Raw genomic sequence first — 21,111 nt, 5'->3', positions numbered from 1 at the left:
TCGCCGCTTACGCGGCGATCTTCGTTTTCCTCACCGCATGCTCGCGTGGGGCGCCGCGCCGATGCACGCGTTGCCCCGCCGCATAGGTTTCGGCCACCGCGCGATCGTCGCCGAGCAGCGCGAACGCGAACAGCAGTTCTTCGAGCGTGTTGCTGCGCGACGTGCGGCGTGCGAGCAGCGGCGTCGCTTGCGGGTCGAGCACGACGAAATCCGCTTCGGTGCGCGGCTTGAGCGTGCCGACCTGGCCCGCGAGATCGAGCGCTTCTGCAGCGCCCGCGGTCGCGAGCCAGAACATGCGCGTGGCGCTCAGGTAGTAGCCCGACAGGGCGGCAACCTTGTGCGCTTCGTTCATCGTTTGCAGCATCGAAAACGAGGTGCCGCCGCCGACGTCGGTCGCAAGCGTAAGCGGCATGCCGGCGGCGTCGGCCTGCGCGAAATCGAACAGGCCGCTGCCGAGAAACAGGTTCGACGTCGGGCAGTGCGCCGCGATCGCGCCGGTTGCGGCCATCCGTTTGCGGTCCGCTTCGTCGAGGTAGATGCAGTGGCCGTATACCGCGCGGCGACGCAGCAGCCCGTAGTGGTCGTACACGTCGAGATAGCTGCGATGCCCGGGAAACAGCTCGGCGACCCACTTCACTTCGTCGGTGTTCTCCGCGACGTGGCTTTGAATGAACACGTCCGGATGCCGGCGCGCGAGTTCGCCGCACGCGCGCATCTGTTCGTCAGTCGAGGTCGGCGCGAAACGCGGCGTGAGCGCGTACATCTGGCGGCCTTTGTTATGCCAGCGGCCGATCAGTTCCGCGCTGCCGTCGTAGCCCGATTGCGCGGTGTCGCGCAAAAACCCGGGGCAGTGGCGGTCCATCAGCACCTTGCCGGCCGCCATCCGCAGATTGCGCGCATGGCTTTCCTCAAAAAGCGCGTCGGCCGACTCCTTGTGCACCGTGCAGTAGACGAGCGCGGTCGTCGTGCCGCACGCGAGCAGTTCGTCGACGAAAAAGCGCGCGGTATCGCGTGCGACCGCCGGGTCTTTGAAACCGCGCTCGGTCGGAAACGTGTAGCTGTCGAGCCACGGCAGCAGCCCCGGCGCCGGCGAGGCGATCATGTCCGTTTGCGGATAGTGAATGTGCGTGTCGATAAAGCCCGGCACGATCAGCTTGTCGCGCATCTCTTGCACGGGCGTGCCGGGCGCGAGTTGCGGCGCCGTCGCCGCATACGCGCCCGCCGCGACCACGTGGCCGTCTTCGACGATCAGCAGGCCGTCTTCATCGAAGACCGCTGCATTGGACGATTGCGCGGGATCGCCGTTGAACGTCAGCAGTTGTGCGCGAAAAGCCGATTGAGTCATGACAGGACTTGTCTCCGTCTGTATTGTGGGATCGATGCCATGCGGCGCGTTCAGTGCGCGGCCGCGTGCCAGTGCGCATCGAGTTGCGCGATCAGCGCGTCGCGCTCGCCCGGTGTGACGAACGATGCGTCGAAGCCGTTGCGGATAATCGTATAGACCTCGTCGTCGGTGAGCTTGAGCGCCTCGATCGTCGCGCGGTAGTTCTCGTTCACATAGCCGCCGAAGTAAGCGGGGTCGTCCGAATTCACGGTCACGGCGACGCCGTGATCGAGCAGATCCTTGAGCGTGTGCTTCGTCAGATCGTCGAATACGCAGAGCTTGAGGTTCGACAGCGGGCACACCGTCAGCGCGACGCGCGCATCCGCGAGGCGCGCGACGAGCGCCGGGTCTTCGATGGAGCGCACGCCGTGATCGACGCGATCGACTTTCAACAGATCGAGCGCTTCGTAGATGTACGACGGCGGTCCTTCTTCGCCCGCATGCGCGACGAGCTTGAGTCCTTTGGCGCGAGCCTTCGCGAACACGCGCTCGAACTTCGACGGCGGATGGCCGCGCTCGGAAGAATCGAGCCCGACGCCGATGAGCCGGTGCGCGTACTGATCGAACAGCGGCAGCGCGGCGTCGAAGGTGGCGAGCGCCTCGTCTTCGGACAGGTGGCGCAGGAAGCACAGAATCAGCTTGCTCGACATGCCGCGGCGTTCGGCGTTTGCGAGCGCGCGTTCGATGCCGGCCACGACGGTCGCGATCGGCACGCCGCGTTCGGTGTGCGTCTGCGGGTCGAAAAAAATCTCGGCGTGCACGACATGATCGGCGAGCGCGCGCTCCACATAGGCCATCGTCATGTCGTAGAAGTCTTCTTCCTTCAACAGCACGCTCGCGCCGGCGTAGTAGATGTCGAGAAACGACTGCAGGTCGGTGAAGGCGTACGCGGCGCGCAACGCATCGATCGATTCGTAAGCGAGCTTCACGCCGTTGCGTTGCGCGAGCCGGAAAATCAGTTCAGGCTCGAGCGATCCTTCGATATGGATGTGCAATTCCGCTTTCGGTGCGCGTGCAACCTTTTCGGCGAGCGCGGTGCGTGGGGTGGTGGTTGTCGTCATAGGGGCGGCCCTTCGTGGGTTTCTGGTTGGTTTGATGCCGTGCTTCGCTGCCGTGCTTTGTGCCGTGCTGCGTGCCGGTCACGCAGTCTGCGCGGATGCGGCGTGCGCGTTCGCTTCGACCGCGCGCAGCACCTGCGCCGCGGCCGAAATCGCGATGATTTCCGGCGACTTGTCGTCGATGCCTTCTACGCCGAGCGGGCACTGCATGCGTGCAATGCGCGCAGGATCGAGTCCGCGCGCGGCAAGCCGGTGTTCGAACTGCTTGCGCTTCGAATGCGAGCCGATCATGCCGAAGAACGCGAAGTCGCCGCGCCGCAAAATGCGCTCGGCGAGCGCGAGATCGCGCTGATGGTCGTGCGTCATCACGATGAAGTAGGTGTTCGGCGCGGCATGATCGACGGCTTCGTCGGGGGCGTCGTTCGCGTCGATCGTCACGTTGTCGGCCTGCAGCGTGTCGGGCGGCGGGAATTGCGCGTCGCGTTCGTCGACCCAGCGCACGTGGCACGGCAGCGTGCCGAGCACGCGCACGAGCGCGGCGCCGACGTGGCCGGCGCCGAACAGCACGACTGCGAAGTCGCGCGGCGCGATGGTTTCGGTCAGCAGCGCGCCGCTGTCGTCGAAGCCCGCGCCGTCCCACAGCAGGCAATCGGCGCTTTCGACGCCGGGCTCGGGGTCCGACAGCATGACTGCATCGCGTGCGGGGCCGAACGACACGCTGCGCACCGTCGACTGGCCCGCCGCGATCCGTTTCGCAAGCGACGTGACCCAGCCGAGATCGCCGACGTCGAGCCGCTCGAAAGCGAGCACGACCGCGCCGCCGCAGCATTGCCCGAGGCTCGGGCCGAGCGCGAAGCGTTCGAGGCGCCGTGTATTCGGCGTGCGCATGCCGTCGCGCAGCACCTGGCGCGCGGTCTCGATCGCCTTCCATTCGAGATGCCCGCCGCCGATCGTGTGTCTTGCCGCTTCGCGCGTGACGATCATCTTCGTGCCGGCTTCGCGCGGCGCCGAGCCTTCGGCGCGTGCGACCGTGACGAGCACGACGGCGTCGCCGTGCGCGAGCAGGTGCTGCAGGTCGGTTAGCCACGCATGCATTCGGCTGTTCTCCATGCGAGGCCGCGGCGGTGTGGCCGCGGCCCGGTTGATCGGTGCGCTGCACGCTCGCGGCGCGTGGCGCATGATGCTTCGGGTGCCGCAATGTCTGTTGCGCTGCACGTTGCAATCGGTGCGTTGCAATTCGGGTCGCGGCGCCCGCGACGATCCGTATCGCAACGACGCGGTTACACGGCGCTATCGATCCGGGGTCCCGGTTCGTGCGGTTGCGGCCGCTCGTGCAACGGGCGATTTCGTCACTGCCGGTTCGCTGTTTCGACTCTGGCGCGCCGCGTTCGTTGCGTCCACATGCATTGCGTCGAGCGCATCGAGGATCGCTTCGGGCGTCGCGGGCGCGCGCAGCGGCGGGGCTTCGCGTGTCTCGCCGTGCGCGGCGCCGGCCGCCGCGGCAATCGCATCGCGAATCGCAAGCAGCACCGAAAACGACAGCAATAACGGTGGCTCGCCGACCGCCTTCGAACGGAATATCGTCGGTTCCGCGTTCTCGTTTCGGTAGAGTCGCACGTTGAGGGCAGCGGGCGTATCGCTGAGCGCCGGAATCTTGTACGTCGATGGCGCGTGTGTCATCAGGCGTCCGTCGCGATTCCACCAGAGCTCTTCGGTCGTGAGCCAGCCCATGCCCTGAATAAAACCGCCTTCGATCTGGCCGATATCGATCGCGGGATTGATCGAGCGGCCCGCATCATGCAGCAGGTCCGCACGCAGCAGCTTCCATTCGCCGGTCAGCGTGTCGATTACCACCTCCGACACCGCCGCGCCGTACGCGAAGTAGTAGAACGGATGGCCGGTCAGCGTCTTTGCATCCCAGTGTACTTTCGGCGTCGCGTAGAAACCGTCGGACCACAGCTGCACGCGTGCGAGGTACGCCGCGTTGACGAGCTGCGCGAACGGCATCGAGGCGCCGTTCGCGTCGACGTGACCGCGCGCGAACCTCACGCTTTGCGCATCGCCACCCAGCAGTTTCGCGGCGACTGCGGCGAGTCGTTCGCGTATCTTGCGTGCCGCATCTTCGGCGGCCTTGCCGTTGATATCGCTGCCGGTCGACGCGGCAGTCGCCGAGGTATTCGCGACCTTCGACGTATCGGTCGCGCTCACGCGCACCTGCGACAGCGGCAGGCCGAACTCGTTGGCCACCACCTGCGCCACTTTCGTGTTGAGCCCCTGGCCCATTTCGGTGCCGCCGTGATTGACGAGCACCGAGCCGTCCTTGTAGACATGCACGAGCGCGCCGGCCTGATTGAGGAACGGCACGTTAAACGAAATACCGAACTTGACCGGCGTCAGCGCGATGCCGCGCTTGAGCACCGGGCTGCGCGCATTCAGTTCGGCGAGCGCGGCGCGCCGCGCGCGGTAGCCGCTCGAGGCGACGAGTTCGTCGACGAGCGGCTCGACGATATTGTCTTCGACGTGCTGTCCGTACGGCGTCACGTCGCGCTCGCCGATGCCGTAGAAATTCGCGCGGCGCACGTCGAGCGGATCGAGCCCGAGCCGGCGCGCGATATCGTCGAGCAGCACTTCCATCACGAGCGCGCCTTGCGGCCCGCCAAAGCCGCGAAACGCGGTGTTCGACTGCGTGTTGGTCCTGCAGGCCAACGAGACGATTTCGACGTCGGACAGGTAGTACGCGTTATCGAAGTGGCACAGCGCGCGTGTCGCAACGGCGCCCGAGAGGTCCGCCGAAAAGCCCGCGCGCAGCGCGATATCGACGCGCGCGCCGAGGATGCGGCCCTGATCGTCGAAGCCGGCTTCGTATTCGTAGACCGCGTCGTGGCGCTTGCCGGTGATCATGAAGTCGTCGTCGCGGTCGGCGCGCAGCTTGACCGGGCGGCGCAGCCGATGCGCGGCGAGCGCCGCGATGCACGCGAAAATCGCCGATTGCGATTCCTTGCCGCCGAAGCCGCCGCCCATGCGCCGGCATTCGCAGACCACGCTATGCGCGGGCCAGCCGAGCATATGCGCGACCACGAGCTGCATTTCGGTCGGATGCTGCGTCGAGCTGTAGACGTGCATGCCGTCCATCTCTTTCGGCAGCGCGTACGCGATCTGTCCTTCGAGATAGAACTGTTCCTGGCCGCCGACTTCGAATGTGCCTGTGAGCCGGTGCGGCGCGGCCGCGATTTTTTCGGCGGGCGCGCCGCGCTTCAGATGCAGCGGCGGCAGCACGAACTGCTTTTTCGCCTTCGCTTGCGCAGCCGTCAGGATCGCTTCGAGCGGTTCGTAGCGCACGACATCGTCGCTTTTCGCGAGCGCGGCCGCGCGGCGCGCGAGGTCGTGGCTCGTCGCGATCACGACGAAGACCGGCTGGCCGAGGTACAGCACTTCGCCGTCGGCGAGGATCGGGTCGTCGTGGACGACGGGGCCGCAGTTGTTTTCGCCGGGAATGTCGTCGGCGGTGAGCACGGCGACGACGCCGGGCGCGTTTTTCACGGCCTCGAGATCGAGCGACACGATGCGCGCATGCGCATGGCGCGACAGGCCGAGTGCCGCGTGCAAGGTGCCGTTCAGTTCGGGAATGTCGTCGGTGTAAGTCGCTTCGCCGCTGACGTGCAGCGCGGCCGATTCATGCGGCAGCGCAACGCCGATCGCGGTTTCGCCGGTGGCGGGGGCGCGCGTGGCCTGGTCCATTTACAGAACCTCCTTCGTCGCCGCGTTTGCGTCGAACTGTGCGCCGTATGCGAACGCACTGACGTCGACGAGCGGCAGCGGTGCATCGTCGCGCGTCTCCAGATGGAAGCGCCACAACGAATTGCGTGCGACCTTGAGGCGGTAGCCGCTCGATGCGCGCATATCGGTGAGCGGCTCGTAGTCGGCGGCAAGCGCATCCATCGCGCGGTGCGCGGCCGCTTCGTCCCACGCGGCGCCGGTCAGCGCGGCCTCGGCGTGCCGCGCGCGCTGCGGCGTCGCGGCCATGCCGCCGAACGCGATGCGCGCCTGCGCGACCACGCCATCCGCGATGTGCAGCGCGAAGGCGCCGCATACCGCGGAAATATCCTGGTCGTAGCGCTTCGACACCTTGTAGGTGCGAAAGCGCAGATCGGTCGCAGGGCGCGGTACGCGGATCGCCGCGACGAATTCGCCCGCTTCGAGCGCCGTCTTCTGGTAACCGGTATAGAACGTGTCGAGCGGTAACGTTCGAATATTCGACTCGCGCTGCAAGACGACCTGCGCATCGAGTGCGAGCAGCGCGGGCATCGAATCGCCAATCGGCGACCCGTTCGCGACGTTGCCGCCAAGCGTGCCGGCATTGCGGATCGGCAACGACGCGAAGCGCGCCCACAGTTCCGCGAGTTCCGGATAATCGACGGCCAGCGCCGCATAAGCCGTTTCGAGCGACGCGGCGGCGCCGATCGTCAGCGTTTGCGCATCGCGTTCGATCGTCTTCAGCGCGGCGACGTTGCCGATGAACAGCAGATCGCCGAGATCGCGAAACTGCTTGGTCACCCATAAGCCGACGTCGGTGCTGCCCGCGACGATGCGCGCGTGCGGATGCCGCGCGCGCAGTTCGGCGAACGCAGCGACGCTCAGCGGCGCGTAGAACGTCGGCGTGCCGAAGCCGGCGCCGCGCGCGTCGGGGCCCGAGTATTCGAAGGTCCCGTCGCGTTGGATCGACTCGAGCGCGCGCGTGAGCGCGGCGCGGTCGAGCGCGACGCGCGGATAGTCGAACATCTTTTGCGTCGCTTCGACGATCGGCCGGTAGCCGGTGCAGCGGCACAGGTTGCCCGAGAGCGCCGCGCTGATCGCCTCGCGCGTCGGCAAGCCTGCATCGGCCGGCTGGTTCTCGTAGAGCGCCCACATCGACATCACGAAGCCCGGCGTGCAGAAGCCGCATTGCGAGCCGTGACAGTCGAGCAGGGCCTGCTGGACCGGGTGCAGCGCGCCGTCGGCGGCGCGCAGGTCTTCGACGGTGAACAGCGCGCGGCCGTCGAGCGTCGGCAGCAACTGGATGCACGCGTTGACGGCCTTCAGCTCGAGCGCGCCATGCGCGCCGCGTTCGCCGATCACGACCGTGCATGCGCCGCAGTCTCCTTCGGCGCAGCCTTCTTTCGTGCCGGTGCAGCGCAGATCCTCACGCAGATGCTGAAGCACCGTGCGTGTCGGGGGCACGTCGCGCACCTCGTGCACGGCGCCCTGGCGGTAGAAGCGGATGGTGTGCTTTGTCATGGCAAATCCGAAAGACATTGCGGACCGGGCGCGCGTTACGCATGGGCCCGCATTGGCCGGGCTCGCGCACGTAGATCGCCATCCTTGTTGCGAAGATAGCACCACCTCGTCTCGAAAATATTCCTCGACGGTGATGAAGGCTATTCATGTGCGGCCATGCGTGCCCGGTCATGGTTCCCTCGAGCGTGCGCGAGAACCGGCGGGAAACCGCCGGAAGCCGTGCTGCGCAAGGCTGTCCGGCCAGTATGCGAAAGGCCGGCGGCGCGCGGCGCCGGCGAGGCGCACGGCCAGGTGTTTACGCGAACACGGGCGTGTTCGCGCATCGGAAAGAGACGACTGCCCGGGCCGGCGGTGCCGGGGGGCGCATTTCACCCGGCGCGCCGGTGGCGCCACAGACTGATGGCAAGCGCGAGGAATGCCAGCACGAACCCGATCAGCGACCAGCCGGGCAGTGAAATGCCGAGGATCGGCGGATACGGCGTTTCGCACAGGCCCGCGACCTTGAAGACCGACGGCAGCCAGCGCGCGGGCGGCAAGCCATCGACGATCGGCTGCAGCGCATCGAACCCGCAGCTGAAGCCCGGATGCGCCTGGATATAGACGTGCCGGGCGGCCGTCACGATACCGCCGGCGGCCGACAGCAGCGCGAGCACTTCGAGCAGACGCACGCCGCGCCAGCCGCGCAGCCGTGCGCCGAGGAATGCGAAGATCGCAATCAGCAGATAGAAATAGCGCTGGATGATGCACAGCGGGCACGGGTCCTGATGCTCGACGAACTGCAGATACAGTGCGCCGCCCACCAGCGCGACGCAGATCAGGGCAAGCAGGACCAACAGGTTGCGCTCGCGGCGCAGCAGGGCGTTGTCGTTGTACATAGGTCGGTAGCGTTGCGTGGATCCCGGCAGGAAGCCTGATGTGCGACCGGGACAGGTGCCGCGATTCTAGCGCGAACACCGTGACGCCTGCCGATCCGCGGGGCGGCCATGCGCGGCCATGCGCGGGCCGCGGGCCGCGGCGGCGCCGTCGGCGGGGCTCGCATCGCGGCGCCGCCGTGACAGCGCGGCCGGCGACCGGCGACCGGCAAACGCCCGCCGCGCCCGCTTGTCCGGCGCGGGCGGCACGTCGCGCGACGGCCCGTCAGCGGATCGTGTTCAACACCGCCTCGACCCCGCGCCCCAGCGCGAGCAGCGCGTCGTCGGCATACGGCGCGCCCGCGAGCATCAACCCGACCGGCGCCGACCCGCGCGGATGGCACGGCAGCGACAACGCGCATGCGTCGAGAAAGTTGAACGCGCTCGGGTTGCGCAGAATGCGGCCGTTGATGCTGAAGAACGTCTCGTCGTCGCGCATCGCATCGGCGACGCGCGGCGGCACCATCGGCGTGGTCGGCGCGACGAGCGCGTCGAAGCGCTGCCACAGCGTGCGCGCCTCGGCGATCATCGCAGTCCGTTCGGCGAGCAGGTCGAGATAGTCCGCCGCGCTCGCGGCCTCGCCTTTCATGATCCTGAACAGCACGCGCGGGTCGTATACGTCGCGGTGCCGCTCGAGCAGCGGCCGGTGCCACGCATACGCCTCCATCGACGAAAAGCCGATGCGGTTGATCTCGGGCAGGCGGTCGAGCGCCGCGAAGCGCACTTCCGAGACGATCGCGCCGGCCGCTTCGAGGTGCTTGAGCGCGGCGTCGATTGCCGCTTCGACTTCGGCGTCGAGCCCCTCGTTGACATAGTTCGTCAGCACGCCGAGCCGGACGCCCTCGAGCGGCCGGGCGGCCGGAACGACCGGTTCGAGCCCGGCGAGCATCCGGTCGACGAGCGCGCAGCATGCGACCGACACGCCGATCGGGCCGAACGAATCGAGCGTGGTGGAGAGCGGCACGCCGCCCTCGCGCGGCACGCGCGCGGCGGTCGGCTTGAAGCCGGTCAGCCCGCAGAACGATGCGGGCACACGGATCGAACCGCCGGTATCGGTGCCGAGCGCGACGGCCGCCATGCCGTCCGCCACCGAGGCCGCCGCGCCCGACGACGATCCGCCCGACACGCGTTCGTCGCCTTTCACGTCGCGCCGGTACGGCGACAGCGGATTGCCGAAGTGCGGGTTCAGGCCGACTGCCGAAAACGCGAATTCGCTCATGTTGGTGCGGCCGACCAGAACCGCGCCCGCGCGCTTGAGGCGCGCGACGCTGACCGCGTCGGCGTGCGCCGGCGGCGCATCGGCGAGCGCGCGGGAGCCGGCGCGCGTGCGCTCGCCTTCGATGTCGAACAGGTCCTTGATCGAGACCGGGATGCCCGCGAGCGGCGACAGCACGGTGCCGGCCGCGCGCAGCCGGTCGTGCGCATCGGCGGCGGCGCGCGCGCCTGCTGCATCGACGTCGACGAATACGGTTGCGCCCTGGCCGGCCGGGTCGGCGATTCGTTCGAGCGCGGTTTCGATCAGGGCGCGGCTCGTCGTGCGGCCGGCGGCGAGATCGGCGGCGAGTTGGGCGAGCGGCGGGAAGGGCGTGAATTCAGTGGTCATGGCTGGAAGCGCGGAGGAGGAATCGCGATGGAGTGGCTGAACGGCCCTTATTGTGACCTGTCCATTAAAACGACCGCCGGTCGATTGACGATCGCGCGCGGTTAATAATTTGTGCGATACCATCGCCACTCAAAGTTTACTTTCTGTAAGGGTTGCGGCTATGCATCATGGTATCGGCTTCATTCAGGATCTGGCGGTCGTGATGGCGTTGGCCGGCGTCGTCACCGTACTGTTCCATCGCCTGAAGCAGCCGGTGGTGCTCGGTTATATCGCAGCCGGCGTGATCATCGGCCCTTATACGCCGCCGTTTCAGCTGATTCACGATCAGCAGACCATTCAGACGCTCGGGGAACTCGGTGTCGTCTTCCTGATGTTTTCGCTCGGCCTCGAGTTCAGCCTGCGCAAGCTGTTTCGCGTCGGCGCGACGGCGATCGTCGCCGCGCTCTCCGAAATCGTGCTGATGCTGTGGATCGGCTACGAGATCGGCCGCGCCTTCGGCTGGTCGTCGATGGATGCGCTTTTTCTCGGCGCGATCCTCGCGATCTCGTCGACCACGATCATCGTGAAGGCACTCTCCGAACTCGGCCTCAAGCGCGAGCGCTTCGCGCAGCTCGTGTTCGGCATTCTGATCGTCGAAGACATCCTCGGCATCGCGATGCTCGTGCTGCTGTCGGGCATCGCGCAGACCGGCGAGCTGTCGGCCGGCGTCGCGCTCGTCACGCTCGGCAAGCTGCTGCTGTTCATGACGGTGTCGCTCGTGATCGGCATTCTCGTCGTACCGCGCGCGCTCAATTACGTGGCGCGCTCGAAGAGCGACGAGATGCTGCTGGTGTCGGTGCTCGGCTTCTGTTTCGCGTTCTGTCTGCTCGTCGTCAAGCTCGACTACAGCATCGCGCTCGGCGCGTTTCTGATCGGCGCGATCATGGCCGAGTCGCGCCATCTGCATCGCATCGAACATCTGATCGCACCATTGCGCGACGCATTTTCCGCGATCTTCTTCGTCACGATCGGCCTGATGCTGAACCCGGCCGTGCTGGTCGACTACGCATGGCCGATCGCGGTGATCACGGTCGCGGTGATCGTCGGCAAGATCGTGTCGTGCGGGCTCGGCACCTTTCTCGCGGGCAAGGACGGGCGCACGGCGATGCGCGTCGGCATGACGGTGTCGCAGATCGGCGAATTCTCGTTCATCATCGCGTCGCTTGGGCTCACGCTCAAGGTGACGAGCGCGTTTCTGTATCCGATCGCGGTGGCCGTGTCGGCGCTGACGACGCTCTTCACGCCCTATCTGATCCGCGCCGCCGATCCGTTGTCGCGGCGCGTCGGCGAGGCGATGCCGAAGGCGGTCGCGAACATGTTCGGACTGTATGGTCAGTGGCTCGGCAGCCTCGGGCCGACGAACGGCGAACCCACTCTCTTCAGTCTGACGCGGCGGATCATCTTGCAGATCTCGGTCAATCTGGCGCTCGTCGTGGCGATCTTTCTCGGCGCTTCGTATGGCGCGCCGTTCGCGAGCAGACTGCTGGCGGGCTGGATTCCGGCTGAAGCGATCCAGCGCGTCGTGCTGTGGAGCGCGGCGCTCGTGATATCGATGCCGTTTCTCGTCGCGGTCTACCGCAAGACGAAGTCGCTCGCGCTATTGCTGGCCGAAGTCAGCGTGCAGCCGGCGAAGGCTGGCCTTCTGACGCGCGCGCTGCGCTATGCGATTTCGGATCTCGTGCCGGTGGTGTCGATGGTCGGGGTATTCCTGCTCGTTGCCGCGCTGTCGGGCACGATCCTGCCGCCCACGGGGTTGCTGATCGTCGTGCTCGTCTGCGCTGCGCTGCTCGTCACGGCGCTTTGGCGCTGGTTCGTGCGCATTCATGCATCGATGCAGATCGCGTTGCGCGAGACGCTCGACGAGCGGCCCGATCCATGACGTTGTGCTTACGTCGATGTGCCGCATGCGGGGTCGCAGCGGCGTGACGCGATGTAACGCTATGTGAACATCAGTGTGAGCGGATGTGACGAATTGTGTGCCGGTTTGCCCGTCATCGAACGCTGGCGGATAATCGAACCATGTTCATTTCGTTCGCGCATCGAAGCGCGCCTGACACATCGTCATGAGCGAAAATACGCCAGATAACGCCGGACCCTCCGGTACGCCATCCGCTGCCACTGCTGAATCCACGTCGAGCGCAGCCAAGCCCCGTGTAGAGTCGGGGCCGCAAGCCGGTTCGAAGCCCGAAGCAACTCCGGCAGCGTCCACCCCGCCCGCGGCCAAAGAAGCCGCAGCTACCGATTCCCCCGAAAGCGCATCGAATATCACGCCCGACGGCGCGGCTCCGGCTGCGTCCGGGTCTTCGCCTACGGGCACGCCGCCACGGGCCGGTTCGGATGTGCATCGCGAGGACGCGCAGCAAACGGCGGGGATCTATCAGGGCCGTGCGGCCGCCAATACGTCGAGCGCGCCGAGCGCGCCGAGCGTCGAGCGTGCGGCGCCGATGCGGGGACAACGGTCGGCCGTTGCAGGTGAACCGGCGAAGCCCGCGGCGAGTCGTCCCGCAGCGAGTCCTCAGGTAGGTTCGCCGGTGAGCGCGCCGGCAACTCCCGACACCAGCGCACAACTGGCTCCGCATCCCTCGGCACGCGACGCCGCCGCGGCCGCTGCCGCCGCCGATGCCGCGAGTGTGCAGGCCGCGGCGGCCGCATCGAGTGCCCAGATTGCCGCCGAGGCGGCAGCCGCAAGCAGCGTCGCGCGCGAAGCTGGCGCGCCCGGTGCGCCGCCGCCCGGCTTCGGCGCGGCGCCCGATTTCGGCGCCTATCATCCGCCGCCGCCGGGGGCGATTCCGCCGAACCAGCCTGCGTATCTGAAGCGCAGCGATTCCGCGTGGTCGGTATTCGGCCGCGTACTCGCTGCGCGCGCGCGGCAGATTTTCGATCGCGCGGGCCAGCGCATTACGCAGCGCACGCTGCGTATCGGCGTGTCGGCGCGGCTTTTCCACCCGGAACCGGGCGCGCGAGGGCTGCGCGGCAAGACGCTCCAGTATCTCGAGGAATCGATCGCGCATTGGGTGATGTCGCGCGACGTGCTCGTCTTCATGATCCCGACCGTCGGCCATCAGGGCATGCTTCACCCGAGCAATATCCGTCTGCGCGACTACGCGAAGAATCTCGACGGCCTGCTGCTGCAAGGCGGCGCGGACGTGTCGCCGCAATCGTACGCGGAAGCCGGGATGCGCCCCGAGTGGCCCGGCGACCGCGTGCGCGACATGTACGAGCTCGAGCTGCTGCACGAGTTCGTCGAATCGGGCAAGCCCGTGCTTGGCGTGTGCCGCGGCTGCCAGCTCATTAACGTCGCGTTCGGCGGCACGCTGTACCAGGATATCGCAACCGACGTGCCGACCGCCGGCGTGCACGTGAACGAACAATACGACCAGCACCGGCACGCCGTGCATTTCCCCGACGGCTCGACGCTCGCGAATATGTTCCCCGGCCGGCGCGAAGCGATCGTCAATTCGATTCACCACCAGGCGGTCAACGTGCTGGGACGCGACCTCAATATCGAGGCGGTGTCGGCCGAAGACGGCATCATCGAGGCGGTGCGCTACCGGCGCGCGCCGTTCGTGGTCGGCGTGCAATGGCATCCGGAGTTTCACCGCGCGGGCGGCGCCGAGCTGCTCGATTGCACGCCGCTGCTCGATACGTTTCTGCGCGTCGCACGGGAAACGCGCTTCTGATTGTTTTTGCGATACGCGCGGCCGCCGAGCGGTCGCGCGGGCGTGCCGACGGATGTCCCGGCGGTGTCCCGGTTACGCGTCGGCGGTCGAGACGCGGTTGAGCCGCGGCGGCAGTCCGGTTGCGTCGCGGCTGCATCTCTAACGCATTGTTTTATCTCAATTTAAAGTCCCGACTCGCCTCGTCGTTTCGCTGCCAATCCGCGCGATAATCCGCAGCTGTTTCTGGAATCGCATGGAGCATGCAGTGAAGAAGTACCCCTTATCAATTCGGCGCATCGTGCTGTTCGCAGCCGGCAGCATGGTGCTGCAATGCGATTGGGCGTGCGCCTCAGCCGCCGCGCAGGCAGAGCCGGCGAGCTCGGGCGCAATCGACGTGCAGGCCGCGTTGTTGCCGCTCGCGGCGCGCGGCGCGTCACCGGCGGCGTCACTTGCCGCGCAGGCCGCGGTCAATGGCAGTGCGAACTCCGTTTACGCCACCGGTCCCGTCACGCAGGGCGACGTCGCCGAATTGACGCGGCTCATACAAGGCGCGTCGTTGAACGAGTTGCGCACGACCTACAACGGCGGATACGGCGCATCGCTGTTTTTCTATCCGCGCGAGCTGACCTACTACGTCGCATTGTTTCAGGACAAGCATTTCTGGCGCGTGATCAAGCTGCAGGACGACGCGCGTGCCGAGGAAATCTACGGCAGCTTCGCCCGTCAGACGCAGCAACTCGCCGACGTCGAAATCCGTCGCGCGAAGCTGCAGGCACAAAAGTCGTATATCGAACGGATGATCGGCCTGTCCGAAGATCGCGCAAAGCGGCTGCAGGCGGACCTCAATGTTGCACGGGACCAGCAGGCGAAGGTGTCCGAATATCAGCGCGAGGCGCAGGGCGATGCGCTCGCGTTGCGCGACGAGAAGGACAAAGCGCGAGCGCAGTTGCGTCAGCTGCAGCAGCAGATTCAGCAACTGCAGCAACAAACCGAGGCGGGGTTGCCTGCGGCGCGGGAGTGAGCGTCGGATCGAAGCGCTGGAATGCAAACAGCCCGGTGCGCGTCGCGTACCGGGCTGTTTGCTATGGGGCTAACGAGAGCGCGCGTATAGGTTGGTTATTGCGTGCGCCCGAGGTTGGAAAAGCGGGAAGCCTCGAACGAAGCTCACTGGGAGAACAGCTCCGGAACTTCGGTCACGCGCCGCTGCGACAGGCGGCCCATCCATGATGTGTCGTTTGGGTCTACATTGCTGCGCGGCATCGCTTGCGTACGCTGCTGTACTGCGTTGTTTGCGGTGGTGGTGCCGTATGGACTGTCGCTGCTGAAGGTGCGGGCGGACGCTGTCACCGATTCGTACTCGCCATCGACAGTTGCAGACGGCGCAAACGGCGAATAGTTGCCGGCGGCCGATGGCTTTGCGCTCGCCGATGCGGCGCGGCTCACGGTCGTTTCAGCCGACGCTGCGGCGTGGCGAGCGCTCCAGGTCGCAGCTGTCGTCGTTGCGTTCGAGGTCGCCGCCGCGGTACTGCTGCGACGCGCTGCAACGGTTGCGGCTTGACGCGACGCCGCTTCGGCCGACGTGACGGCGACCGGTGCGATCGACGTCGTGCTCGCGGGCGCCGTAACCGCTTTGACGGCGACATTCTGCGTTATCGGGCGCTCGCCGCTTGCGACGGTCGCCGTGCCCGATGCCGGTGTGGCCGCCTGCACGACCCCGGACGAAGGCGGTTGCGACGCGACTACGACTTGCGGCGACGCGACCGGCTGCGGATTCGTGACGGTTGCGGCCTGGACCACGCGCGTTACTTCGACGTTCGCGGACCTGTTGAGATCAGTTGAAGGGTTGCCTCCCGAGCCCGCGTGTCCAGCTTGATCGACGCTCGCGATCGCAACCGTCTTCGACGGTTCGGCGTGCTGCGCCGCGCGCGACGATGCCGGTCCAATTGCCGCGGGCGTTGCGCGGTTGCCATACTCACGATGCGGATGATCGAGCACGATCCACGCAAGCATGGCCGCGCCGCCGATCGCCACCGCGCTGCCTGCTTTCAGATTCGATGCGCGGCGCGGCGTGTGGGGCAGAGGGCGGGCGCCGGGCTTTACGCCCGCCGTCGCGGCAAACGAACCCGCAACGCCGGCGGCCTGCGACGACGCATGCACCGTAGCCGCTGCGCTGTCGCGCTGCGACAAGGCGCCGGCCGCTGTCGCAAGCCCTGCATCGCTTGCGTCGTTCTGCGCACTCAGCGGCTCCCATCGGCACATCGAACGGATCGCCTGCGACGACAGGCAAAACGTGCGCAACATCGCCGCATAAAGCGCCTTCAGTTCGACACGCAAGCTGACGTTAGGCGGCAGCAGCGCCCATTCGAGCCCGAGGGTTTGAGAAAGCGGGCCTAGCGGACGCAGCGGCGGCAGTGCCACTGCGCCTTCGACCAGCGTGAAAGGGATATTCGTCGACATTGCTCGGCAAGCCTCCATCTGAGAAGAGATGCGTGGCCGTGCCGGAGAAGGACGAGCGCTGGCTGGACACGCGTGCCGGCTTTCTTGGGATCGACTGTGTCTCAAAAAAACCGGCGAGTGGCGTGATGATGCCGTGGCAGCTTCGCGTGCTCGATCAGACGAGTCCTAAAACGGGTGGGGATCAGAACGGCAGCGCGGGGCGATCGATTGCGCGATTTCGCGGGACGTCGCCGAGTCGATACAGATATCGCAGCATCGTGATATCGGCTCCGCCCACGCGATCGGGCTCGGCCCCCGACAGCCGCCAGCCGCGCCGTTCGTAGAAGCGGATCGCCGCGGCGTTGCCCTCGAGCACGTAGAGGCATAGCTGCGTTTCGCCGTGCTCGCGCGCCCAGTCCTCGACCGCATGCATGAGCAGGCTGCCGGCCCCGGTGCGTTGATGCGCCGGCAACGCATGGAGATTGTCGAGCAGCGCGCCCCACGTCGAACCCGGCTGGCGTTCGACGCAGGCGAACGCGATCGGCTGGGCGCGGCGTTCCGCGATCAGCATGAGGCGCCGCTCCGCGCCGGGCGCCGCGATCCGCGCGTGCCAATAGGTCGCGCGTTCGCGAACGACTTCGCTGTCGAGGAACGCTTCGGGCACTAACCCGCGGTGAGACGCCTGCCAACTGGCTGCGTGAATCGAAGCGATCAGATCGGCGTCGGCAGCACTCGCCGCGCGCAACGAAAGTGAAGAGGTGGAATACATCGAGGCGGATCGGGCGGAAGTTTGCAATACATTCGACTACGAGGATCGTGCGAGCGCGGGCGTGCGTAGAACGATTCTATGGGCCGCGCTGCGTCGCCGCCAGCTTCGCGTACGTCCGTTGCGAGCGCTGCGGTTGGCGGACTATTGCGCGGGCAGGGCATTGACCGATTGCTGCTTCGTCTCGCCGCGTGCCGCCGGTTGCATGTTGCATGTGCGCGCCGGACGCAGATACCGCACGCCGGCGCTGCCGGGAGTCGCTACGCGTCGTCGCGCAGCGCGAGCGCAACTGCCGCGACGACTTCGTCCCATGCGCCGGGACGCGGTTGCCGCACGAGCTGCGCGCCCGGATACCACGGGCTGTGCGTATCGCCCGTGAACCAGCGCCAGTCCGCCGAGAACGGCAGCATCAACCACAGCGGCTTGCGCAGTGCACCCGTCAGATGCGCAATCGCCGTATCGACCGAGACCACGGCGTCGAGCCGCTCGACGACCGCGGCGGTATCGGCAAAATCGCCGATGCGCTCGCCGAAACAGTGAATCGACTTCGCGCGCGGATGTGCGGCGAGCGCCGCGCGTTCCGCTTCGGCGAGTTCGGGCTGAAGCACGATCCAGTCGATGCCGTCGAGCGCGAATAACGGCTCGAGCGCCGCCAGCGGCATCGCGCGGTTTTCCTGCTTCTGGATGCGCCCTGACCACGCGAGACCGATCTTGCGCTTCGCGTGTCCGCCGAGCGAACCGCGCCATTTGCGCCGGTATGCCGGCGCCGCGGCAAGGTAGGGCGTGCGCGCGGGAATCGTGTCGAAGGTCGTGCCGAGCGCGAGCGGCAGGCTTAGCAGCGGAATCTGCAGATCGGCGCGCGGCCGCGGCGTGCCTTGCGCGATCAGCTGGACACCCCATTGCTGCGCGGCAGCCGCAATCAACGGCACGAGCTGGGGCTGAACTTCCAGTACGACGCGCGCTGCCCGCGCGGCCGCGAGCGGGACGAAGCGCACGAACTGCAGCGTGTCGCCGAAACCCTGTTCGGCGTGGACGAAAAGCGTGCGCGTATCGGCGGGCTCGCCGCGCCAGCGCGGCAGCATCGGGCCGCCCGACGTGGCCGATTCGAGCCGCCATTCGTACTCGGGCAAGCCGCGCTCGAAGTTCCCGAGCGTCAGATGCGAGACCGCGCGATGCAGATGCGCAAGGCCGAGATCGGGTCGCAGTCGCAGCGCTTCGTCGAAGGCGCGCAGCGCCGCCGCGTACGCACCGAGCGCCTGATGCGCGGTGCCGAGTCCGAGCCACGCGAGCGCGAATTTCGGGTCGAAGCCGATCGCGCGTTCGAAGCGCGGCAGCGCATCGGCGTGGCGTCCCGATGCGGCGAGCGCGTTGCCGAGGCCGAACAGCGCCGGCGGCAGATGTGGCTGCAGCGCGAGCACGGCTTCGAACGCGGCGGCCGCTTCGTCGAAGCGGCCCATAGCGTGCAGCGTGTTGCCGAGATTGAAGTGCGCGGCAACAAAGCGCGGCTCGACGGCGAGCGCCGCGCGGAACTGCGCGATCGCCTGTTCGGTTTCGTCGAGCGCGTTGAACGCCATGCCGAGATTGTTGTGTGCACCCGCATGGCCGGGCCGCAATTCGAGTGCGCGGCGAAACGAGTCGATCGCTTCCTCGTGCTGGCCCAGCGCATGCAATGCGTTGCCGAGGTTGTTGTGCGACGACGGGTCGTTCGGCTGCAGGTCGAGCGAGCGGCGAAACGCGTCGGCCGCGTCTTCGTGACGGCCGGCCGCCGCATACGCATTGCCGAGGTTGTAGTGCGCCATGGGAAACGACGGCGCGAGCGTCAGCGCATTGCGAAAGCGCTCGATCGCGTCGTCGAGTTGCCCGAGCGCCTTCAGCGCGTTGCCGAGATTCAGTTGCAGCGCGGCATCCTGCGGGCGCAGGTCGGCGGCGCGCTTGACGAGCGCGGCGGCTTCGGCGTGTTGCCCTTGCTGGTGGCGCAGCACGCCGAGCAGATGCAGTGCGTCGACGTGAACGGGATCGACTTCGAGCGTCGCGCGGTAACCTTCTTCGGCGTCGTCGAGGCGGCCGTCACGATGCGCCGCGAACGCGCGGTCGAAAACTGGATGCATGACGGGTAAAGCGGTTTGTGCAGGCAAATGGCGCATTTTCCCACACTCGGAAAGCGCCACCGCAATTGACCGAAGATACTGTTGCATGTAACATATGAATGTGTGTTCATATGTTGTTGCGTTTGTCGTTGCGTCGTCAGTACCTTTGCGCTGTTTTTTCCTCTTTCCCTGCCTCTTCCCTGAGTTTGCGAGCCATGCCTGCCGCGTCCACTGTGCCAAGCATTTCAGCCGATTCGCCGCTTCCTTCCGATGAGCGCGTAGTGCCGGTGGCCGACCTGTTCCGTCTGCTCGGCGATCCGACGCGGCTGCGCATCGTGCTCGCGTGCGCAAACGAGCCGCGCCCGGTCGGGGCGATCGCCGAATCGCTGGGCCTGTCACAGTCGCTCGTCAGCCATCATCTGCGGCTGTTGCGCGCGGCGCGCGTCGTGCGTGCCGAGCGGATGGGCAAACAGGTGTTCTACGTTGCCGCGGACCGGCATATCAGCGGTATGCTCGCCGACATGCTCGAGCACGTGGCCGAACCGATCTCCGATCTTTCACGGGACGAGCCATGAAATACACCCCCAGTTCCCGGCAGCCCGACGCGGCGCTGAACGGTCCCGAAGACCCGGGCCGCGGCGCGCATCGCCACGACGGGGCGTGCGATCACGCGTCGCATGAGCATGCCGCGAGCGGCGGCGCCGACCACGGGCACGCCCATTCGCATGACGGCCTTTCGCACGACCACCCGGCCCATAGCCATTCGCACACCGATGGTCACGCATCGCACGGCTCGCATAGCCACGGCGGCGGCTCGCACAGCCACGGCGGCGGCTCGCACAGCCACGGCCACTATCACCACGCCCCGGTCGAAGGCCACGGCCGCGCGTTCGCGCTCGCGGTCGCGCTGAACGTGACCATCGTCGTCGTGCAGGCCATCTACGGCGTGCTCGCGCATTCGACGGCCCTGCTTGCCGACGCCGGTCACAATCTTTCGGACGTGCTCGGCCTGCTGCTCGCCTGGGGCGCGATCCAGCTTGCGAAACGCCGCCCGTCCGCGCGCTATACGTTCGGCCTCGGCAGCTCGTCGATCCTCGCGTCGCTCGCGAACGCGGGCCTGCTGCTGTTCGCGTGCGGCGTGATCGTCGCGGAGGCGATCGAGCGCCTGTTCAATCCGGCGCCCGTCGCAGGATTCGATGTGTTCGTCGTCGCGACCGTCGGAATGGTCGTCAATGGTTTTTCCGCATGGCTCTTCATGCGCGGCCAGAAGGAAGACCTGAACATCCGCGGCGCCTTCATGCACATGGTTGCGGATGCGGCGGTCTCGGCGGCCGTCGCCATCAGCGGCCTCATCATTCTCGGAACCGGCTGGAGGTGGCTCGACCCGGTGATGAGCATCGTCGTCGTCCTCGTGATCGTGTATGGCACGTGGGGGTTGCTGCGCGATTCGTTGTCGCTTGCGATGAACGCGGTGCCGCCCGGCGTCGATCTGCAGCGCATTCGCGACTATCTGGCGGCCCAGCCCGGCGTGACCGATGTGCACGACCTGCACGTATGGGCATTGTCGACCACCGGCAATGCGCTGTCCGCGCATCTCGTGATGCCGGCCGGACATCCAGGCGACCGGGCCGTCGACGGCATCGTCGCCGCGCTGCGCGACGATTTTCAGATGCATCACGCGACGCTGCAGGTGGACATGGGCACGACTGAACACCGTTGTACGCTCGATCATCCGCCGGGCGCGAAGGCTTGACGGACGGTCGCGTGCCGCTTGCGCACGTGTGCATTGCAGCATCTCCGGCCCGACATCGTCTTCGACTCGAACGCGTGCCTCGCGTGCCGATCAATCGTCGGCGCACTGCGCGTTAGCGACGCGTCGCGCGTGAAGACGGCG

At 66.9% G+C, this 21,111-nt stretch carries 15 protein-coding genes; 5 read left to right on the top strand and 10 right to left on the bottom strand.

What is annotated here, in order from left to right:
• Positions 1 to 7 precede the first annotated feature (7 nt).
• From guaD to BTO02_RS15830, 7 genes are all read right to left on the bottom strand, one after another.
• The gene (gene guaD, locus BTO02_RS15860; protein ID WP_075157840.1) at positions 8 to 1,345 is read right to left on the bottom strand and encodes a guanine deaminase; all 1,338 of its coding nucleotides are present in this window, start codon (positions 1,343 to 1,345) and stop codon (positions 8 to 10) included.
• A gap of 50 nt (positions 1,346 to 1,395) precedes the next feature.
• Positions 1,396 to 2,445, bottom strand: a complete 1,050-nt coding sequence (locus BTO02_RS15855) for an adenosine deaminase (RefSeq protein ID WP_075157839.1) — start codon at positions 2,443 to 2,445, stop codon at positions 1,396 to 1,398.
• A 78-nt stretch (positions 2,446 to 2,523) separates the two neighbouring features.
• Complete coding sequence (gene xdhC / locus BTO02_RS15850; RefSeq protein WP_075158913.1) at positions 2,524 to 3,537, bottom strand: xanthine dehydrogenase accessory protein XdhC; 1,014 nt, start codon at positions 3,535 to 3,537, stop codon at positions 2,524 to 2,526.
• A 195-nt stretch (positions 3,538 to 3,732) separates the two neighbouring features.
• On the bottom strand, positions 3,733 to 6,180 hold the full coding sequence (xdhB, locus tag BTO02_RS15845) for a xanthine dehydrogenase molybdopterin binding subunit (protein WP_075157838.1): 2,448 nt from the start codon (positions 6,178 to 6,180) through the stop codon (positions 3,733 to 3,735).
• The gene (gene xdhA / locus BTO02_RS15840) at positions 6,181 to 7,716 is read right to left on the bottom strand and encodes a xanthine dehydrogenase small subunit (protein ID WP_075157837.1); all 1,536 of its coding nucleotides are present in this window, start codon (positions 7,714 to 7,716) and stop codon (positions 6,181 to 6,183) included.
• Positions 7,717 to 8,084: 368 nt separating this feature from the next.
• Positions 8,085 to 8,591: a disulfide bond formation protein B gene (locus tag BTO02_RS15835; RefSeq protein ID WP_075157836.1), complete on the bottom strand. Its 507-nt coding sequence runs from the start codon at positions 8,589 to 8,591 to the stop codon at positions 8,085 to 8,087.
• Positions 8,592 to 8,853: 262 nt separating this feature from the next.
• Positions 8,854 to 10,230 (bottom strand): amidase, encoded by a 1,377-nt coding sequence (locus BTO02_RS15830; protein WP_075157835.1) that lies wholly within the window; start codon positions 10,228 to 10,230, stop codon positions 8,854 to 8,856.
• 160 nt (positions 10,231 to 10,390) lie between these two features.
• On the opposite strand from BTO02_RS15830, the gene BTO02_RS15825 reads away from it, so the two are divergent.
• The 3 genes from BTO02_RS15825 to BTO02_RS15815 all read left to right on the top strand — a co-directional run bounded on the left by BTO02_RS15825 (position 10,391) and on the right by BTO02_RS15815 (position 14,949).
• Entirely contained in the window at positions 10,391 to 12,148 is a 1,758-nt protein-coding gene (locus tag BTO02_RS15825; protein ID WP_075157834.1) for a cation:proton antiporter, read from the top strand.
• Between the two features lie 184 nt (positions 12,149 to 12,332).
• Complete coding sequence (locus BTO02_RS15820; protein ID WP_075157833.1) at positions 12,333 to 13,949, top strand: gamma-glutamyl-gamma-aminobutyrate hydrolase family protein; 1,617 nt, start codon at positions 12,333 to 12,335, stop codon at positions 13,947 to 13,949.
• A 298-nt stretch (positions 13,950 to 14,247) separates the two neighbouring features.
• Positions 14,248 to 14,949 carry a DUF2968 domain-containing protein gene (locus tag BTO02_RS15815; RefSeq protein WP_075158912.1) on the top strand — a complete coding sequence of 234 codons (702 nt, stop codon included), beginning with the start codon at positions 14,248 to 14,250 and terminating at the stop codon, positions 14,947 to 14,949.
• A gap of 143 nt (positions 14,950 to 15,092) precedes the next feature.
• On the opposite strand, the gene BTO02_RS15810 is transcribed toward BTO02_RS15815, so the two are convergent.
• From BTO02_RS15810 to BTO02_RS15800, 3 genes are all read right to left on the bottom strand, one after another.
• Positions 15,093 to 16,385, bottom strand: coding sequence for a hypothetical protein (locus tag BTO02_RS15810; protein ID WP_075157832.1), 1,293 nt, complete (start codon positions 16,383 to 16,385; stop codon positions 15,093 to 15,095).
• Between the two features lie 181 nt (positions 16,386 to 16,566).
• Complete coding sequence (locus BTO02_RS15805; RefSeq protein ID WP_075157831.1) at positions 16,567 to 17,133, bottom strand: GNAT family N-acetyltransferase; 567 nt, start codon at positions 17,131 to 17,133, stop codon at positions 16,567 to 16,569.
• Between the two features lie 257 nt (positions 17,134 to 17,390).
• Entirely contained in the window at positions 17,391 to 19,238 is a 1,848-nt protein-coding gene (locus BTO02_RS15800) for a tetratricopeptide repeat protein (protein ID WP_075157830.1), read from the bottom strand.
• 194 nt (positions 19,239 to 19,432) lie between these two features.
• On the opposite strand from BTO02_RS15800, the gene BTO02_RS15795 reads away from it, so the two are divergent.
• Both BTO02_RS15795 and BTO02_RS15790 read left to right on the top strand, forming a co-directional pair.
• The gene (locus BTO02_RS15795; RefSeq protein ID WP_075157829.1) at positions 19,433 to 19,792 is read left to right on the top strand and encodes an ArsR/SmtB family transcription factor; all 360 of its coding nucleotides are present in this window, start codon (positions 19,433 to 19,435) and stop codon (positions 19,790 to 19,792) included.
• Positions 19,789 to 20,970, top strand: a complete 1,182-nt coding sequence (locus tag BTO02_RS15790; RefSeq protein WP_083615143.1) for a cation diffusion facilitator family transporter — start codon at positions 19,789 to 19,791, stop codon at positions 20,968 to 20,970. Before BTO02_RS15795 ends, BTO02_RS15790 begins: the two co-directional genes overlap by 4 nt.
• The last annotated feature ends 141 nt before the right edge of the window (positions 20,971 to 21,111 follow it).

Origin of the sequence: Paraburkholderia sp. SOS3 (assembly GCF_001922345.1) — a bacterium.
Taxonomy (GTDB): Bacteria; Pseudomonadota; Gammaproteobacteria; order Burkholderiales; family Burkholderiaceae; genus Paraburkholderia.
The sequence above is the reverse complement of the archived record's forward strand: the minus strand, read 5'-3'. Positions and strand labels throughout refer to the sequence as shown.

What these genes read in the sequence shown, in the direction of transcription:
- BTO02_RS15825 (WP_075157834.1), top strand. Translation starts at nt 10,391, where the DNA reads ATGCATCATGGTATCGGCTTCATTCAGGATCTGGCGGTCGTGATGGCG.
- BTO02_RS15805 (WP_075157831.1), bottom strand. Translation starts at nt 17,133, where the DNA reads ATGTATTCCACCTCTTCACTTTCGTTGCGCGCGGCGAGTGCTGCCGAC.
- xdhC (WP_075158913.1), bottom strand. Translation starts at nt 3,537, where the DNA reads ATGCATGCGTGGCTAACCGACCTGCAGCACCTGCTCGCGCACGGCGAC.
- BTO02_RS15815 (WP_075158912.1), top strand. Translation starts at nt 14,248, where the DNA reads ATGGTGCTGCAATGCGATTGGGCGTGCGCCTCAGCCGCCGCGCAGGCA.
- BTO02_RS15835 (WP_075157836.1), bottom strand. Translation starts at nt 8,591, where the DNA reads ATGTACAACGACAACGCCCTGCTGCGCCGCGAGCGCAACCTGTTGGTC.
- xdhA (WP_075157837.1), bottom strand. Translation starts at nt 7,716, where the DNA reads ATGACAAAGCACACCATCCGCTTCTACCGCCAGGGCGCCGTGCACGAG.
- guaD (WP_075157840.1), bottom strand. Translation starts at nt 1,345, where the DNA reads ATGACTCAATCGGCTTTTCGCGCACAACTGCTGACGTTCAACGGCGAT.
- BTO02_RS15855 (WP_075157839.1), bottom strand. Translation starts at nt 2,445, where the DNA reads ATGACGACAACCACCACCCCACGCACCGCGCTCGCCGAAAAGGTTGCA.
- BTO02_RS15830 (WP_075157835.1), bottom strand. Translation starts at nt 10,230, where the DNA reads ATGACCACTGAATTCACGCCCTTCCCGCCGCTCGCCCAACTCGCCGCC.
- BTO02_RS15800 (WP_075157830.1), bottom strand. Translation starts at nt 19,238, where the DNA reads ATGCATCCAGTTTTCGACCGCGCGTTCGCGGCGCATCGTGACGGCCGC.
- xdhB (WP_075157838.1), bottom strand. Translation starts at nt 6,180, where the DNA reads ATGGACCAGGCCACGCGCGCCCCCGCCACCGGCGAAACCGCGATCGGC.
- BTO02_RS15820 (WP_075157833.1), top strand. Translation starts at nt 12,333, where the DNA reads ATGAGCGAAAATACGCCAGATAACGCCGGACCCTCCGGTACGCCATCC.
- BTO02_RS15795 (WP_075157829.1), top strand. Translation starts at nt 19,433, where the DNA reads ATGCCTGCCGCGTCCACTGTGCCAAGCATTTCAGCCGATTCGCCGCTT.
- BTO02_RS15790 (WP_083615143.1), top strand. Translation starts at nt 19,789, where the DNA reads ATGAAATACACCCCCAGTTCCCGGCAGCCCGACGCGGCGCTGAACGGT.
- BTO02_RS15810 (WP_075157832.1), bottom strand. Translation starts at nt 16,385, where the DNA reads ATGTCGACGAATATCCCTTTCACGCTGGTCGAAGGCGCAGTGGCACTG.